General features: G+C 66.2%; 18 protein-coding genes. 9 read left to right on the top strand and 9 right to left on the bottom strand.

What is annotated here, in order from left to right; all coding sequences use genetic code 11:
- Nucleotides 1-78 precede the first annotated feature (78 nt).
- From BM002_RS14035 to speD, 7 genes are read left to right on the top strand one after another with little or no spacing between them, the layout of a single operon-like run.
- Entirely contained in the window at nt 79-1197 is a 1119-nt protein-coding gene (locus BM002_RS14035; RefSeq protein WP_092782435.1) for an SPFH domain-containing protein, read from the top strand.
- On the top strand, nt 1197-1532 hold the full coding sequence (locus BM002_RS14030; protein WP_092782432.1) for a hypothetical protein: 336 nt from the start codon (nt 1197-1199) through the stop codon (nt 1530-1532). Before BM002_RS14035 ends, BM002_RS14030 begins: the two co-directional genes overlap by 1 nt.
- Complete coding sequence (locus tag BM002_RS14025; protein WP_092782429.1) at nt 1529-2068, top strand: cytochrome b/b6 domain-containing protein; 540 nt, start codon at nt 1529-1531, stop codon at nt 2066-2068. Before BM002_RS14030 ends, BM002_RS14025 begins: the two co-directional genes overlap by 4 nt.
- On the top strand, nt 2065-3159 hold the full coding sequence (locus BM002_RS14020; RefSeq protein WP_092782426.1) for a TFIIB-type zinc ribbon-containing protein: 1095 nt from the start codon (nt 2065-2067) through the stop codon (nt 3157-3159). Before BM002_RS14025 ends, BM002_RS14020 begins: the two co-directional genes overlap by 4 nt.
- A 13-nt stretch (nt 3160-3172) precedes the next feature.
- A complete protein-coding gene (locus BM002_RS14015) occupies nt 3173-4054 on the top strand; it encodes a carbohydrate kinase family protein (protein WP_092782423.1) in 882 nt (293 codons plus the stop codon).
- Nucleotides 4051-4488, top strand: coding sequence for a D-aminoacyl-tRNA deacylase (gene dtd / locus BM002_RS14010; RefSeq protein ID WP_092782420.1), 438 nt, complete (start codon nt 4051-4053; stop codon nt 4486-4488). Before BM002_RS14015 ends, dtd begins: the two co-directional genes overlap by 4 nt.
- A gap of 4 nt (nt 4489-4492) precedes the next feature.
- A complete protein-coding gene (gene speD, locus BM002_RS14005; protein ID WP_092782417.1) occupies nt 4493-4822 on the top strand; it encodes an adenosylmethionine decarboxylase in 330 nt (109 codons plus the stop codon).
- A gap of 1 nt (nt 4823) precedes the next feature.
- On the opposite strand, the gene BM002_RS14000 is transcribed toward speD, so the two are convergent.
- Genes BM002_RS14000 through otnK form a run of 6 tightly spaced genes read right to left on the bottom strand, consistent with a single transcriptional unit; the run spans nt 4824 to nt 9946 of the window.
- Nucleotides 4824-6353 carry a polyamine aminopropyltransferase gene (locus BM002_RS14000; RefSeq protein ID WP_342707329.1) on the bottom strand — a complete coding sequence of 510 codons (1530 nt, stop codon included), beginning with the start codon at nt 6351-6353 and terminating at the stop codon, nt 4824-4826.
- Nucleotides 6350-6574 carry a DUF350 domain-containing protein gene (locus tag BM002_RS13995; protein ID WP_092782414.1) on the bottom strand — a complete coding sequence of 75 codons (225 nt, stop codon included), beginning with the start codon at nt 6572-6574 and terminating at the stop codon, nt 6350-6352. The genes BM002_RS14000 and BM002_RS13995 overlap by 4 nt, the downstream gene beginning before the upstream one ends.
- A 16-nt stretch (nt 6575-6590) precedes the next feature.
- Nucleotides 6591-6788: a hypothetical protein gene (locus BM002_RS13990; protein WP_092782411.1), complete on the bottom strand. Its 198-nt coding sequence runs from the start codon at nt 6786-6788 to the stop codon at nt 6591-6593.
- The gene (locus BM002_RS13985) at nt 6788-8065 is read right to left on the bottom strand and encodes a DUF4178 domain-containing protein (protein WP_175484906.1); all 1278 of its coding nucleotides are present in this window, start codon (nt 8063-8065) and stop codon (nt 6788-6790) included. The genes BM002_RS13990 and BM002_RS13985 overlap by 1 nt, the downstream gene beginning before the upstream one ends.
- Nucleotides 8062-8658, bottom strand: a complete 597-nt coding sequence (locus BM002_RS13980) for a DUF4178 domain-containing protein (protein WP_092783245.1) — start codon at nt 8656-8658, stop codon at nt 8062-8064. The genes BM002_RS13985 and BM002_RS13980 overlap by 4 nt, the downstream gene beginning before the upstream one ends.
- 16 nt (nt 8659-8674) lie before the next feature.
- The gene (gene otnK, locus BM002_RS13975) at nt 8675-9946 is read right to left on the bottom strand and encodes a 3-oxo-tetronate kinase (RefSeq protein ID WP_092782406.1); all 1272 of its coding nucleotides are present in this window, start codon (nt 9944-9946) and stop codon (nt 8675-8677) included.
- A gap of 167 nt (nt 9947-10113) precedes the next feature.
- Here otnK and BM002_RS13970 point away from each other — a divergent pair, with 167 nt between their 5' ends.
- Together BM002_RS13970 and BM002_RS13965 are read left to right on the top strand one after the other, a co-directional pair.
- Nucleotides 10114-11484, top strand: a complete 1371-nt coding sequence (locus BM002_RS13970; protein ID WP_092782403.1) for an aminotransferase — start codon at nt 10114-10116, stop codon at nt 11482-11484.
- Between the two features lie 64 nt (nt 11485-11548).
- Entirely contained in the window at nt 11549-12790 is a 1242-nt protein-coding gene (locus BM002_RS13965; protein ID WP_092782400.1) for a PPC domain-containing protein, read from the top strand.
- Nucleotides 12791-12857: 67 nt separating this feature from the next.
- On the opposite strand, the gene phaR is transcribed toward BM002_RS13965, so the two are convergent.
- The 3 genes from phaR to BM002_RS13950 form a co-directional block, all read right to left on the bottom strand.
- Entirely contained in the window at nt 12858-13436 is a 579-nt protein-coding gene (gene phaR, locus BM002_RS13960; RefSeq protein ID WP_092783242.1) for a polyhydroxyalkanoate synthesis repressor PhaR, read from the bottom strand.
- Between the two features lie 102 nt (nt 13437-13538).
- Nucleotides 13539-13985, bottom strand: a complete 447-nt coding sequence (locus tag BM002_RS13955; protein WP_092782397.1) for a hypothetical protein — start codon at nt 13983-13985, stop codon at nt 13539-13541.
- Between the two features lie 136 nt (nt 13986-14121).
- On the bottom strand, nt 14122-14565 hold the full coding sequence (locus BM002_RS13950) for a Phasin (protein ID WP_092782394.1): 444 nt from the start codon (nt 14563-14565) through the stop codon (nt 14122-14124).
- Nucleotides 14566-14633 lie beyond the last annotated feature (68 nt).

Here is a 14633-nt window from a genome sequence, read left to right as displayed (position 1 = left end):
ATATGTGCAATTCTGATGCGCAAGCGGCGACCGGTAGAGCCCGCCCGCATTTTTCTGAAGTCCTAACGGAGGCCCTTCATGTCCATTCTCGATTTCCTTTCCGGCCAGTTCATCGACGTCATCGAATGGACGGACGATACCCGCGACACGATGGTCTATCGGTTCGACCGCTATGGGCACGAGATCAAGTATGGCGCCAAGCTGACCGTGCGCGAAGGGCAGGCCGCCGTCTTCATCCACGAGGGCCAGCTGGCCGATGTGTTCATGCCCGGGCTCTACATGCTCGAGACGAACAACATGCCGATCATGACCTCGCTTCAGCATTGGGATCACGGCTTCAAGTCGCCCTTCAAGTCCGAGATCTATTTCGTCGCCACACGGCGGTTCACCGACCTGAAGTGGGGCACCAAGAACCCGATCACCCTGCGCGATCCGGAGTTCGGGCCGGTGCGGCTGCGCGCGTTCGGGACCTATGCGATCAAGGTGTCGGACCCGGGCAAGTTCCTGACCGAGATCGTGGGCACCGACGGCGAGTTCACCCAGGACGAGGTGCAGTTCCAGCTGCGCAACATGATCGTGCAATCGGCGAGCCGGGCGCTGGCGGGGAGCAATATCCCGGTGCTCGACATGGCGGCGAATACCGACGGGTTGGGCAAGATCGTGGCCGATCAGGTGACGGTGACGACCGCCGACTACGGCATCGCGGTGCCCGAGCTGTATATCGAGAACATCTCGCTGCCGCCCGCCGTCGAGGAGGCGCTGGACAAGCGCACGTCGATGGGGGTTCTGGGCGATCTGTCGAAGTATCAGCAATACGCCACCGCCGAGGCGATGCAGACCGCCGCCGCCACGCCCAATTCGGGAATGGGCGCGGGGCTTGGCATGGGGATGGGCATGGGCATGGCGCAAGGCATCGCCGGGGCCGCGGGGCCCTGGGGGGCGCAGCCGCAGCATCACGCCGCCCCCGCAGCACCCCCGCCCCCGCCCGTGGAGCATGTCTGGCACGTGGCCGAGAACGGCGAGACCAAGGGCCCGTTCAGCAAGGCCGCCCTGGGCCGCATGGTCAGCGCGGGCGAGGTCAAGCGCGACACCCATGTCTGGACCCAAGGTCAGGATGGCTGGCTGAAGGCCGGGGACGTGGACGAGTTGGCGCAGCTGTTCACCGTCATGCCGCCCCCGCCCCCGCCCGGCATCTGATGGCCTTTGCCTGGGACGCGGTCTTCGACCCCGAGCCTGTGGCCTGGGGCCTGCGCGGCGACCGCCCCGTCTGGCAACGGATGGCGGCGGCGCTGGAGGGGCACCCGGTGCCGACGGACGTGGCGGACCGCTACCAATTGCTGCGCGGGGTATTCCTGGCAGTGACCGACACCGCCCTGCCCTGCCCGGTCGACCCGACGCGCATGCGCCTGACCGCCGTCATCGACGAGGGACCGGGCATGTCGGCGGGATGGGTGTCGCTGCGCTGGTGGATGGAGACGGGGATGCCCCTGCTGGCCGAACGCGCCGGGTGTTTCGACACCCACGCGGAATGATCGCGCGTCCGACACGGCGCGCCCTTCTCAAGGCGCTGCATTGGACGATGGTGCCGTTCTTCGTGTGGTTCCTGCTGGTCGAGCCGCGCGATGTCGCCGCCTGGGGGTCGATCTGGGTCAAGCTGCATTCCGTCTTTGGCCTGATCTTCGTGACGATGGCGCTGCTCTGGACGGGGTGGTTGCTGCGGTCAGGTCTGGCCTCCCGGCCCGGGCCGAAATTGCAGGGGTGGGCGCGGGCGATCCATCGACCGCTGCACCTGACGCTGATCTGGGGGCTGTTCGGGGTGGCCTTGACCGGCTTCCTTCTGGGGCTGACGGCCAGCCGGGTCCTGTTCGCGGGCACCATCCTTCCGATTGCGCCACCGCTCGGGTTGCCGACCGCGAATGCCTGGGCCGGGACGTTGCACACAGTGGAATTCTATGGCCTTGCGGTTATCGTGGTGTTCCACGTCGCCTATCATGTCTGGCGCCACTACCGTCTGCGGGACAACGCCCTGCGGATCATGGCGCCGAAGTCCATCCAGAGGTTTCTATGACCACGCCGCCCCCCGCCCCCGAGGAACACCGCTTTCCCTGCGCCAACTGCGGCAGCGACATGCGGTTCGATCCGGGCGACAACCGGCTGATCTGCGACCATTGCGGCAATACCGAAAGCCTGCCCGCGACGCGCGACACGATCCGCGAAATCGCCATCGAGGAAGGGCTGGACGCCCGTGGCGGCGCGGCAGAGCAGGAGGAGACCCGGGTTCTCGACTGCCCCAGTTGCGGCGCGCAGGTGGAGTTCGACCCCGACATCCACGCCGCCGAATGCCCGTTCTGCGCCACGCCCGTGGTGACCGGCACAGGCACCAACCGGCACATCAAGCCGGCGGGTGTCATCCCCTTCGTGCTTGAGGAGCGCCAGGCCCATCAGGCCATGTCGGAGTGGCTGGGAAACCTGTGGTTCGCCCCCGGCGGATTGCAGGACTACGCCAAGAAGGGTCGCAAGCTGTCGGGCATCTATGTGCCCTTCTGGACCTTCGACGCCCAGACCGAGAGCACCTATTCCGGCCAGCGCGGCGACACCTATTGGGAGACGCAGACCGTGGTGCGCGACGGCAAGCGCCAGCAGGTGCAGGTCGCCAAGATCCGCTGGACCCCGCGCCGGGGACGGGTCGCGCGATTCTTCGACGATGTGGTCGTCCTTGCGTCCCGGTCGCTGCCCAAACGGCACACCGACGCGCTGGAACCCTGGGACATGTCGGCCCTGTCGCCCTATGCGCCGCACTTCCTGGCCGGATTCCGGGCCGAAGCCTATCAAGTCGAACTGGCCGACGGCCTGACGGAGGCGCGCGCGCATATGGATGCCGTGATCGCCCGCGACGTGCGCATGGACATCGGCGGCGACCAGCAGCGGATCGACCGGATCGACACGCGGATCAGCGACGTGACGTTCAAGCATGTCCTGCTGCCGGTCTGGGTCGCGGCCTACAAATACCGCGGCACGTCCTATCGCTTCGTCGTCAATGGGCAAACCGGCCGGGTGCAGGGCGAACGGCCCTGGTCCAAGTGGAAGATCGCCTTCGCCGTCATCGCGGCGTTGATCGCGGCGGCCATCGTCGGCTACATCGCCGCGCAATCGCAATGAACGGACCCCGACCATGATCCTTTGTGCAGGCGAAGCCCTGATCGACATGCTGCCCCGCGAGACCTCCGACGGGCCGGGGTTCTATCCGGCGACGGGCGGCGCGGTGTTCAACACGGCCATCGCCCTGGGGCGGCTTGGCGCGCCGGTGGCGCTGCACACCGGTCTGTCGACCGATCTGTTCGGTCAACGGTTGTCGGAGGCCATGTCGGCGTCCCGCGTCGGCAACCGCGCGGCCCTGTCGGACCGGCCCACGACGCTGGCCTTTGTGACGCTGACGGATGGGCACGCGGAATACGCCTTTTATGACGAGGGCACGGCGGGCCGGATGCTGACCCATGCAGAGGCGCCGGACATGGACGGGGTCACCGCGCTGTTCATCGGCGGGATCAGCCTTGCGGTGGAGCCCTGCGCCGAGGCCTATGCGGCGCTGGCGCTCGACAACCGGCACCTGCCGATCATGATCGACCCAAATATCCGCCCCGGCTTCATCCGCGACGAGGATCGCTTCCGCGCGCGGCTGACCCGTCTGTTGGGGCTGGCCGATATCGTCAAGCTGTCGGACGAGGATATGGAGTGGCTTGGCATGTCGGCGGGCGATGTGCTGGACCTTGGGCCGAAGGTTCTGTGCCTGACGAAGGGGGCCGAAGGCGTGCGCGCCATCACCCGGACGGACGAGGTTCATGTCGCCGCCCGCAAGGTGGATGTGGTCGATACCGTGGGCGCGGGAGACACGTTCAACGCGGGCTTTCTGGCCGGACTGCACCGCGCCAAGGCGTTGACCAAGGGCCTGCCCCCGCATGACGCGTTGAGCGAGGCGCTTAAACTCGGCGTCGCGGCGGCGGCCATCACGGTTAGCCGCGCGGGCGCGAACCCGCCCTGGGACCGGGAATTGTGAAGGCCGTCATCCAGCGCGTGACCGAAGCTCGCGTCGATATCGACGGCGTGACGGTCGGGCGCTGTGGCACGGGGCTGATGATCCTGGTCTGCGCGATGGAGGGCGATACCGAAGACAACGCCCGGGCGCTGGCCGAGCGGGTCGCGAAGCTGCGCATCTTCGTGGACGAGGCGGGCAAGATGAACCGGGCAATCACGGATGTCGGCGGCGAGGCGCTGGTGGTCAGTCAGTTCACGCTGGCCGCCGATACGTCGCGCGGCAACCGGCCCGGCTTTTCGACGGCGGCCCGGCCCGAGGTGGGCGAGGCGCTGTATGAGCATTTCGTTACCTGCCTGCGCGACCTTGGCATCGCGACGCAGACCGGGCGGTTCGGTGCGGACATGGCCGTGCATCTGGTCAACGATGGCCCCGTGACCATCCCGATGGAGCGCTGAGGCGATGATCGGACGGCACCTGATCCTGGAACACTGGGGCGGCAATCTGGACCCGGAGACGCTGGCCGAGGCGATGGAGGCGGCGGCGGTCGCGGCGGGGGCCACCGTGTTGTCGCGGCATTTCCATCCCTTCGAGGGCGGCGGCGTAACCGGCGTCCTGATGCTGGCCGAGAGCCATGTCACGGTGCACACCTGGCCCGAACACGGCTACGCTGCGCTTGACCTGTTCATGTGTGGCGATGCGCCGGTCGAGGCGGCGGCGGATCATCTGGACGCGGCGCTGGCCCCGGCGCGGACCAGCCGACAGATCGTGCCGCGCGGCGTGCCCGCCTGACCTATTCGTACCAGGCCTTCCACCCCGCCTCGTAGGCGCGCGGCAGCGGATGGGTCGAGAGCGTGTTGACCGGAACGTCACGCGGGCCGATCCCCGCATCGAAGGCCTGCGCGGCCTGCCAGACCCCGGGTGTCAGATAGCGCAGGCCGTCCGGCAACGGGTCGGCGCGTGGACGCATCCCCTCGGGCAGGCCCATGACGAAGCCCCAGAGGCCGAAACTGGGTACGTAGGATTGGTAAGGGACCGTTGACCATTCGGTGCCAACCGTCGTGGCGGTGATCCAGAAGGCATCGGTCGCAAAGAGCGGGGAGCCCGCCTGGGTCACGACGATGCCTTGGGCCGACATGCGACGTTTAAGAAGGCGATAGAATTCGACGGTGTAGAGCTTGGAGAGCGACAGGTTCTTGGGGTCCGGCAGATCGAGGATCGCCACATCGAAGGCCCCCTCTCCGTCGCGCACATATGTGAAGGCATCGGCGTTCACGATGGTGACGCGCGGATCGCGCAGGGCGAAATCGTTGAGGGCAGCCAGGCTGTCGCGGTCGCGAAAGAGGGTGGTGACGGCGGGGTCCAGATCGACCAGCGTGATGCGTTCTACATCGGGCCAGCGCAGGACCTCGCGGGTGGCCATGCCGTCGCCGCCCCCCAGGATCAGGATGTCGGCACGGCGCGCGGCCTGCGCCATGGCCGGATGGACCAGCGGTTCGTGATAGCGCGCTTCGTCCAGGGTATCGAACTGGATCGACGCATCCAGCATCAAGCGGGTCTGGCCGCGGTGGCGCGTGACGGTGACCTGCTGATACTCGGTGCGGGTGTTGAAGATGATTTCATCCTCGTAAAGCCGCGCATCGAGGGCGGAAGCCATGGGCCCCGACCAGATCAGGGCCGCCGCGACCAAGGCCGTCGCCAGCCCCCAGGCCGCGCGCGTGCCCCACCCCAGGTGGTCGCGAAACACCCAGAGCGTGCCGCCCGCGACGGCGAGGTTGAGCAAGCCGAAGGCAAGCCCCGCAGAGATCAGACCGAGGTTGGGCACGATCAGCACGGGGAAGGCCAGTGAGGCGAGGAGCGAGCCGAGGTAGTCGAAGCTGAGCACGTTCTCGAAACGGAAACGGCCCGCGCCGATGGTCTTGAGGATGCGGGCCAGCAGGGGGATTTCCATGCCCGACAGGGCCCCCACCACGATGAGCGAGCCATAGAGCGGAACGGCGACCGCCTCGGCCATGGCATAGCTGGAGAAGGTCATCAGGGCGGCGAACCCGCCGACCAGGCCCAGACCGATCTGCGCACGCACGAAGCCCGTCACCGCGTCGTGGACAAACCGCGACAGGAAGGCGCCAACCCCCATGGCCGACAGGAAGACACCGATGACAAAGCTGAATTGCCGGATGGAATCGCCCAGAAGATAGGACGACACCGTGGCCGCGATCAGCTCGTAGATGAGGCCCGCCACGGCGACGACCAGTGTCGTGCCGAGCAACCAAAGCTCCGTGCCCCGCGGCGACAGGGTCCGCGTCGACAGGGGGTGGTTCACACCCGCAGGATCGCCGCGATGATGATGGCGAGCGACAGGAACAGCGCCCCCATCACGATGGCGATGGCGGTGTTCTGGTCTTCCTCCAGCTCCTTGCGGAGCGAGAAGGGGGTGACCAGCTCGATCAGCCACCAGCAGGCCAGCAGAAGCGCCAGCCCGAAGAAGGTGTAGAAGACGGTCGAGACGACTTCGGAGAAGAGGATTCCGTCAAAGGCGGTCATGGGGTGCTCCCTTGGGTTATTTCACGCTGAGGCGGCGTGTGGTTCCGTTGCTGCCCGATCCCGTGCGGATGGACGGGCTTCGACTGAAGGCCGTGGGCGTGCCAAGGCCGCGAAGGTCGCGGTCGGCGCCAAGGCCCCAACTGTTGAGGCTGGCGTTGGCCGCCCCGATAAAGAGGCCAGCGGATAGGATCATGGCGACAGCACGCAGAAACATCAGTCATCATACCAATCTGTGCCGGCCCACCGGGCCTTGTTGTGCCGTATCCGCCCCGTCCACTGCCAGGCGAGGCAGAGCAGGAAGACCGGCAGCGCCAGCCAGAGCCAGAGTGCATTGCGCCGACCTTCCGCCACCGAAACCTTCAGTGGCGCGTCCAGGGTGCCCGAGGGATCGGGTGTCAGGGTCAGCTTGTATTCCCCGGCGACGGGCGGGACGAAGTTGAGGGTGCTGCGACGGCTGCCCTCCGACCAGGCGTCATCGCCAGAGCCGCCGGAATAATAGCTGACCTCGCGCCCGGTTTCCGCCATGACGGTCCCGTCGGGGCCGGTCATCTTCACCGTGTAGAAGGCGAAGGCATTGCTCAGGTCCTGCCGCAAGGCGATCTGGGCGGGTCGCGTCGGATCGGTGATGGTGAAGGTCATCAGGGGCGGCAAGTCGCCTGGCATCCCCGAATAGATCGCCTGACCGGGCGGTTGCAGGGACGAGATCCAGATGGCCAGCGCCACGGTCGCCACGCAAAGCGCCGCGAACCAGACTTTCAGAATGCCTGTCGCCGCCTTGTCATCGTAGGGTTGCAGGGGGTGGACCTTGGGGACGGGGATGGTGCGGACGCCGAAGGCGGCGGCGGCTTCGGGCCAATAGTAGGAGACCTCGAGTTCGCGCTCGGCGCGCGCACCTTCGGAGATCGGCGAGACGTAATGCAGCATTGCCAGGTCATCGCCGTTGTTGAGCAGGCTGGCGGTATAGCCGAGGGCGCCCCTGCGCGGGCGCCAGTTGAATTCGCCCTCGACGAAGACCGTCTGCCAATTGGACGAACTGTAGTAGGTGAAGCGTTGCTGCCGCCAATAGGAATTCGGCGGATTTTCCGCGTTTTCAACGACATGTTCGGTGATGAACTGCCGCTGTGGCCAGTCGCGAACCTTGCGGGTGATGATGGTGTGCCCGTCCTCGACGGTAAGCCAGGCATAACCATGGGTCGGGGAATAGAGCTGATGATCCACCCAGGTCCAGGTCTGGCCGCCATAGGATTCCTGCTGGCCGATGGTCCCGATGATGGTGAAGGTGACGCCGTTCCAGTCGCCCTGCATGCCAAGCCGGAAGGGGCTGTCGGGGCGCTTCATCTCGCTGAAGACTTCCAGCACCTTGAAGGCGTCGGTGGCATCCAGCGCGGCCCCGCAATAGGAGCAGACCTTGGTCGTCACCCGGCCGCCGCCGATCACCTCGAGGCCCGCACCGCAGTTGGTGCAGTTGATGGATTTGATGTGGCCGGTCATGCGGGCCTCAGGTCGAAGGGATCGATCCATTCGCCGACAAAGAGCGCATGCCCGCCATCCCACATCTCGGCCGAGGCGATGCGGGCTCCGACCCCCTGGAAGTTGGCGTAGCGGTGCGTGTCCCCGATGGCAACGGGTTCCGGCAACTGGCCGCGAAAGGCGATGGCCGTGGCGTGGTCGGTTTCGGTGCAGGTGTATTTGGTGCCCCCGATCTCGACCTGGGCCAGGGGCCGGAAATCGGTGGCGACAAGGCCTTTCCCTTCGACCTTGAATTGCAAGGCAATGTCGCCCTCGTCGACCGAGAGCCAGCACCAGTCGCCGTTCAGCTCGCCGTAGTATTCGTCCCAGTGGCCCAGACCGTAGTCATAGCGCACATGGCCCCAGGCGGTGAACTGTCCCTGCGGCAGGCGGACAGCGCGACCGATGGTGACCAGTTCGGGCGCGTCGAGCATTTCGCCCGCCTCGCCCGCCTTGCGCAGGACATCGTCGTCCAGAACCACCGAAGACCCGCAGAACTCGCAATTGATCATGCGGGCGTGGGCCAGCATCTCGGGCAGCGCGGCACCGCAATTGGGGCAGGATCGTTGTGTCATCGTGATGACCTACCCCTTAGCCGGCCTTCTCGACAAACGACTTTTGCAGAAGGTCGAAGGCATCGCTGAAGAAGCTTTGAGCCCCGAAGTTCCCGGACTTGAGGGCAAGCGCCGTGTTGTCGCCCGCAAAGCACCACGGCACGCCCGGCGCGACTTCCGGCCCGATCCGCAGGCGGTCGACGCCAAGGGCGCGGGTCACGGCGCCCGACGTCTCGCCGCCCGCAACGACGATCTGGCCGATGCCCATGGCGCGCGCGTCCTGTGCCAGCTGCGCCAGCGCGTCCTCGACCAGGGCGCCCGCGCGCGACACGCCGAGGGCCTCCTGCGCGGCGGCGACGGACTTCGGCTCGGCGGTGGCGAAGATGATCTTGGGGCGGTCCGGGCTTTGCCCCGACAGCCAGCTGCGCGCGTCGGCCACCCCGTCACGGGCCAGTTCGAGCGGGTCGAGCCGGTAGCCGAGCGCGCCCGCGTCGAGATAGGCGCTGACCTGCGCGCGGGTCATGGCCGAGCAGCTGCCCGACAGGACGATGCGGCCGGTCGGAACCTCGGGCAGGTCGAGATCGGGCAAGGCGCCCATGGAGCCCGTCTCGGCCCAGAGTGCGGGCAAGGGCTGCGCGATGGCGGAGCCGCCGCAGATCAGCGGCATGTCATGAATCGCCTCGGCCAGGGTAACGAGGTCGGCGTCGTCGACGGCATCCAGCACGATGTGTCCCGCCAGTTTCTCGAGCGCGTCCCGCACCACCTCCGAGCCCTGCCGCACGGTCGGGAAGGGGATCAGGCCGGTCTGGCGCTGCACCTGCGGGGTGAGCAGGCGCATCAGGTTGGCATCGCGCATCGGGGTCAGCGGGTGATCCTTCATCGGGCTTTCGTTCAGCGGCTGATCGCCCACGAAGAGGTTGCCCATGAAGACCCGCCGCCCGTTTTCGGGGAAGGCCGGGCAATGGACGGTGCGGTCGACGCGCAGATCGCTCATCAGGGCGTCGGCGACGGGGCCGATATTGCCGCGCGCCGTGGAATCGAAAGTGGAGCAGTATTTCCAGAAGATCCGCCGTGCGCCCCGCGCCCGAAGCCAGCGCAACGCGGCCCGCGCTTCGGCCACGGCATCCTCGACCGGGTTGGTTCGGATCTTGAGCGCGATGACTTCGAAGGCCGTGGCCTCGCCCGCGCGCGCCTCGTCGGGCAGACCGATCCGCAGGGTGACCGGCACGCCCGCGCGCGACAACATCGCCGCAAGATCGGTCGCGCCCGTGAAATCGTCTGCAATCGCACCGAAAAAGGTGTTTGTCATGGCAAATAGCCCCCCGCGACCACCCTGCCCCGACCGATTGCGGGGTTGAAAGCGGGGGAGGTGTCCGGGGTCGGTTTTTCTGTGCCGGGTGATGCACGAAGGTCGCGCTCCGGATGGACGCCGACCCCGGCGCGGGATAGCGTGATCCATCATTCACGAGGTGCACCATGCCCGACACGACCCTGCCCAACTCCTGGGATGCCCGCGCAAAGCAGAACAGCTTTTTCGGCTTCACGGATCTTCCCTCGATCAACGAGCGCGGGACGGTGATCCTGACCCACGGCGAGGGGCCCTATGTGGTCGACACCGAAGGTCGCCGCTATCTCGACGGAAACTCGGGGCTCTGGAACATGATCGCGGGGTTCGACCACCCTGCCCTCATCAAGGCGGCGCAAGATCAGTACGCCCGCTTCCCCGGCTATCACGCCTTCTTCGGGCGGATGTCCGACCAGGCCGTCATGCTGTCCGAGAAGCTGGTGGAGGTGTCGCCCTTTGCAGACGGAAAGGTGTTCTATACCAACTCCGGGTCCGAGGCGAACGACACCATGGTCAAAATGCTGTGGTTCCTGCATGCCGCCGAAGGCCGCCCCAATGCGCGCAAGATCATCACCCGGGGCAATGCCTATCACGGGGTGACGGCGGTCAGCGCGTCGATGACGGGCAAGCCCTATAATTCGGTCTTCGGCCTGCCGCTGCCGGGCTTCCTGCGCCTGACTTGTCCGCACTACTGGCGCGAAGGGCGGGAGGGCGAAAGTGCCGCCGACTTCCTTGCGCGTTTGGTGGCCGAACTGGAAGAAATGATCGCCCGAGAGGGTGCCGACACAATCGCCGGCTTCTTTGCCGAACCGGTGCAGGGTGCGGGCGGCGTGATCCCCCCGGTCGACGGCTATTTCGACGCGATCCTGCCGGTGCTGCGCAAGCACGGCATCCCGGTCATCGCCGACGAGGTCATCACCGGCTTCGGGCGCACCGGGTCGGTCTGGGGATGCGAAAGCTATGGGTTCCTGCCCGACGCCATCATCAGCTCCAAGGCGTTGACGGCGGGCTTCTTTCCCATGGGCGCTGTCATCCTGGGTCCGGAACTGTCGGACAGGTTGCAGCGCGCCACCGATGCCATCGAGGAGTTTCCCCACGGCTTCACCGCCTCGGGTCACCCGGTGGGATGCGCCATCGCGCTGGCCTCCATCGACCTTGTCCTGAATGGCGGGCTGATGGAAAACGTCCAGCGGCTGATCCCCCGGTTCGAGGCCGGAATGGCCAAGTTGGCCGATCAGGACCACATCGGCGAATGGCGCGGACGCGGGTTGATGGGGGCGTTGGAAGCGGTGCGCGACAAGGCCACAAAGAAGCCGTTCGAGGGGCATCTGTCGGTGTCCGAGCGGATCGCCAACACCTGCACCGACCACGGGCTGATCTGTCGCCCGCTCGGCCAGTCCATCGTGCTCTGCCCACCCTTCATCATGACCGATGCGCAGATGGACGAGATGTTCGACAAACTCTCGGCCGCCCTGGCCCAGGTCTTTGCGGAAGTCGCCTGATCCCGGTTGCCCTTGTCGCTGACGCCCCCTACCCTCCGCGTGACTTCAATGCGGAGGGTATTCCATGAAATCCATCTTGACGGGCACCGCCCTGCTTTTGACCTGTGCCGCGCCGGCCTTCGCACAGGCCCCGATCTGCGGCGGGATCAGCCTGGTGGGCGAATGGGTTGGTGGAGATGAGGCCGGATCGGATCTGACCGAGGCCGACGCCCCCTTCGACGCGGATGGGCAGGTGCCGATTGCGGGCCATCTGGTGCGCATGTTCACCCTGTCGGGCGACACCGACATCCGCATCGATGTGGATGCCGTCCCGGCGGGCGATCCCTATATCTCCGTCTATGACGCGGCGGGCACCGAGGTGGCGGCGGACGACGATTCCGGCGGCAATTTCGGTAGCCAGATCCAGTCGACCCTGGGTGCCGGGACCTATTGCCTGGCCGCCCGCAGCTATGAAAGCGGTGTGACGGATGTGACCGTCCGCATCGGACGCGGCGATCACGATTGGCCCGACGCCGGAGGCAACGGCGGTGTCAGCCCGCCCGCGGCCGCTCCGAGTGCAGGCGGCACCGGCGCCGGATGCTTTGCCGCCGACACGCCGATGCTGTCTGGTAACCTCGGGATTGCGGAGCTGACGCAGGGCGTGCGCGCCAGCGGCACCGCGGCGCAGTTCCCGGCTTATGGCCTTGTGGTGGGCGAGGCGAGCCCGATGATCATCACCGCGACCAGCCAGGACGGCGATCCATTGATCCGCATCCTGGATCGGTCGGGCACGACCATCGCGGAGAACGACGACTACGACGGCCTCGACAGCCAGATCGACCTCACCACGCCGCTGGCGTCGGGGGAATACTGCATCGAGGTCGAGGATCTGAACGGCGCGGACAACGAGATCACCGTAGGCCTCGACATCTTCGATCCGTCGGCCGACCGCCTGCGGCGCCTGAACGAGGCGGAGTTTGCGCCGACCTCGACCGATTCCGTGACGATCACCGACCTGGGCGCGCTGGAGACCGCGCTGCTGCGCGAACTGCCCGCGACACAGGCCGCGCAGTGGTTCACCTTCTCGCTGCCTGCGGGGGGCCTGCTGGTGACCGAAGTGATTGGCAACGGCAACGATCCCATCGTGACGCTGTTCGACCGGGTCGGACGCCGCGTGGGCGAGAACGATGACGGCCCTGACGGTCTGGACAGTTTCATGGTCAACCGTCTGCTGCCGGGCACCTATACCATCGCCGTCCGCCTGGTCGGGGACGGCAACGGCGGCAGCGTTCGCCTGCTGATGGAGCGCTACGTTCCCGCCCAGTGACGTCTGAAAACACGAACGGCCGCGCCTGTCCCGGGCGCGGCCGTTTTTCTGTCTGGATGCGCGGGATCTACTTGTTCATTTTCGACAGCATGGCCTGCATCTCGGCCAGCTGCTTTCGGATCGCGTCCAATTCTTCCTTGGAGGTATCGTCGCCTGCGGTCGCGGTCGGCGGCGCTTCCGGCGCGTCGGCGGCGCGCTCGGACGGCGGTGTCCAGCCCCGGGTCATGGCCTTGAAGAACGCGGCCTGCTGTTCCTGCATCGCCTTGAAGCCGGGCATCTGTGCCATGGGGTTCAGGGCCGTCATATTCTCGACGATCTTCGATTGGCCCGAGCGCAGCATCTCGAAGCTGGAGGCAAGGAATTCGGGTACCACCGATTGCGCCGTCCCGGTGTAGGATCGGACGAGGTCGGTCAGCACGCCAAGGGGCAGGACCGACTCGCCCTTGGATTCGTGTTCCGCGATGATCTGCAACAGGTAGGACCGCGTCAGGTCATCCCCGGATTTGAGATCGACGATCTGCACCTCGCGGCCCGCGCGGATGAACCCGGCGATATCCTCGAGCGTCACGTAGTCGCTGGTCTCGGTGTTGTAGAGCCTGCGGCTCGCGTAGCGCTTGATCAGCAGCGGCTTCATGTCGTCCGTCATGACCGATCCCTCCCCATTTTTGCAGTGCAGCACAACCGTAGCGCGCTGCGGCGAAAGCGCAAAGGAAAAGGGCACGGGCGACGCCGGGGCAAGCGGCGGGGGTCAGCGGTCGGTGTCACGCCCCGCGCGTTCGTCGCGGACGGCCCGGAACCAGAGCCAGGCGAACAGCGGAAGTGCGAGGGCCCCGACAACCAGGGTCGTGCTTTCCCCAAGAGTTCCGTTCATGGCCCGCAGGATGAACAGCCCGCCCAGGGCAAATCCCGTCACGATGGTGACGGCCGCCCATTGCGCGCTGGCCGGTTGGGGTGTGCCATCGGGGTTGAAGCCGCGCGACATCGTAGCCCCGGACCGCTTGCTGATCACGACGCCCCAGATCGTTGCGACCAGTCCGAGGGCCGTCACCACCAACATCGTCAGTTCCGTCAGGGACCAGACCCCGTCGATCTCCACCAGAAAGGCAAAGCCGACCGGTGCACCAAAAAGGGCAAGAAATCCGACAAGTGCAATCAGGCCGCCCCGCCGGTGCATCTTCGGATCATAGTCGCGCATTCACGTCTTCCACGTCCAACCTCGACATCAAGGGTCGATCATCGCAGGAAAGTCGGGCGTGGCGATGTCCGGATTGGAACGGAAAAAGGGCGGGCCCATCGGACCCGCCCCTTAGTTGTGAAACCAAAGCTGCCTCTTACTTGGAGGTGGCTTTCTTCGTCGCGGTCGTCACTTCGGCGGTGGCCTTCTTGACGGCGGCGGTTGCGTCTTCCTGGACTTCCTTACCGGCAGCCATCATCAGTTCGACGGTTTCCATCTGAACTTTCTTGGCGATCTCGGCGAAAGCGGCCATGTTCTCGGCGGCGACTTCGGCGGAAGCCGAGGCGAAATCCGTCATGGACTTGGCGTAGTCGGCCGGCTCACCCTTGACGGTGGCGACGGGGGCCATCTTCGACAGGGTCTCGCGGGTCCACTTGTGGGACACTTCGGCGGACTGCTCGGCAGCGGCCAGAGCGACCTTGGACATCTTCTCGGCGAAGGCGGCCTGGGTCTTGAAGGCTTCGGTCATGGCCGAGGTGTCGACGGGGAACGAACCCATCATGTCGGTCATGTACTTGGTGAAATCAGCTTGCTTGGTCATTCTCTATCTCCGGTTCGTGTCGCGTGGTCTGCCCGACCATCGGGCGGGTTCCTCCGCGGCTGACACTC

It is taken from the genome of Jannaschia pohangensis, assembly GCF_900113875.1.
GTDB lineage: Bacteria > Pseudomonadota > Alphaproteobacteria > Rhodobacterales > Rhodobacteraceae > Jannaschia > Jannaschia pohangensis.
This window is presented reverse-complemented; position numbering and strand designations above follow the sequence as displayed.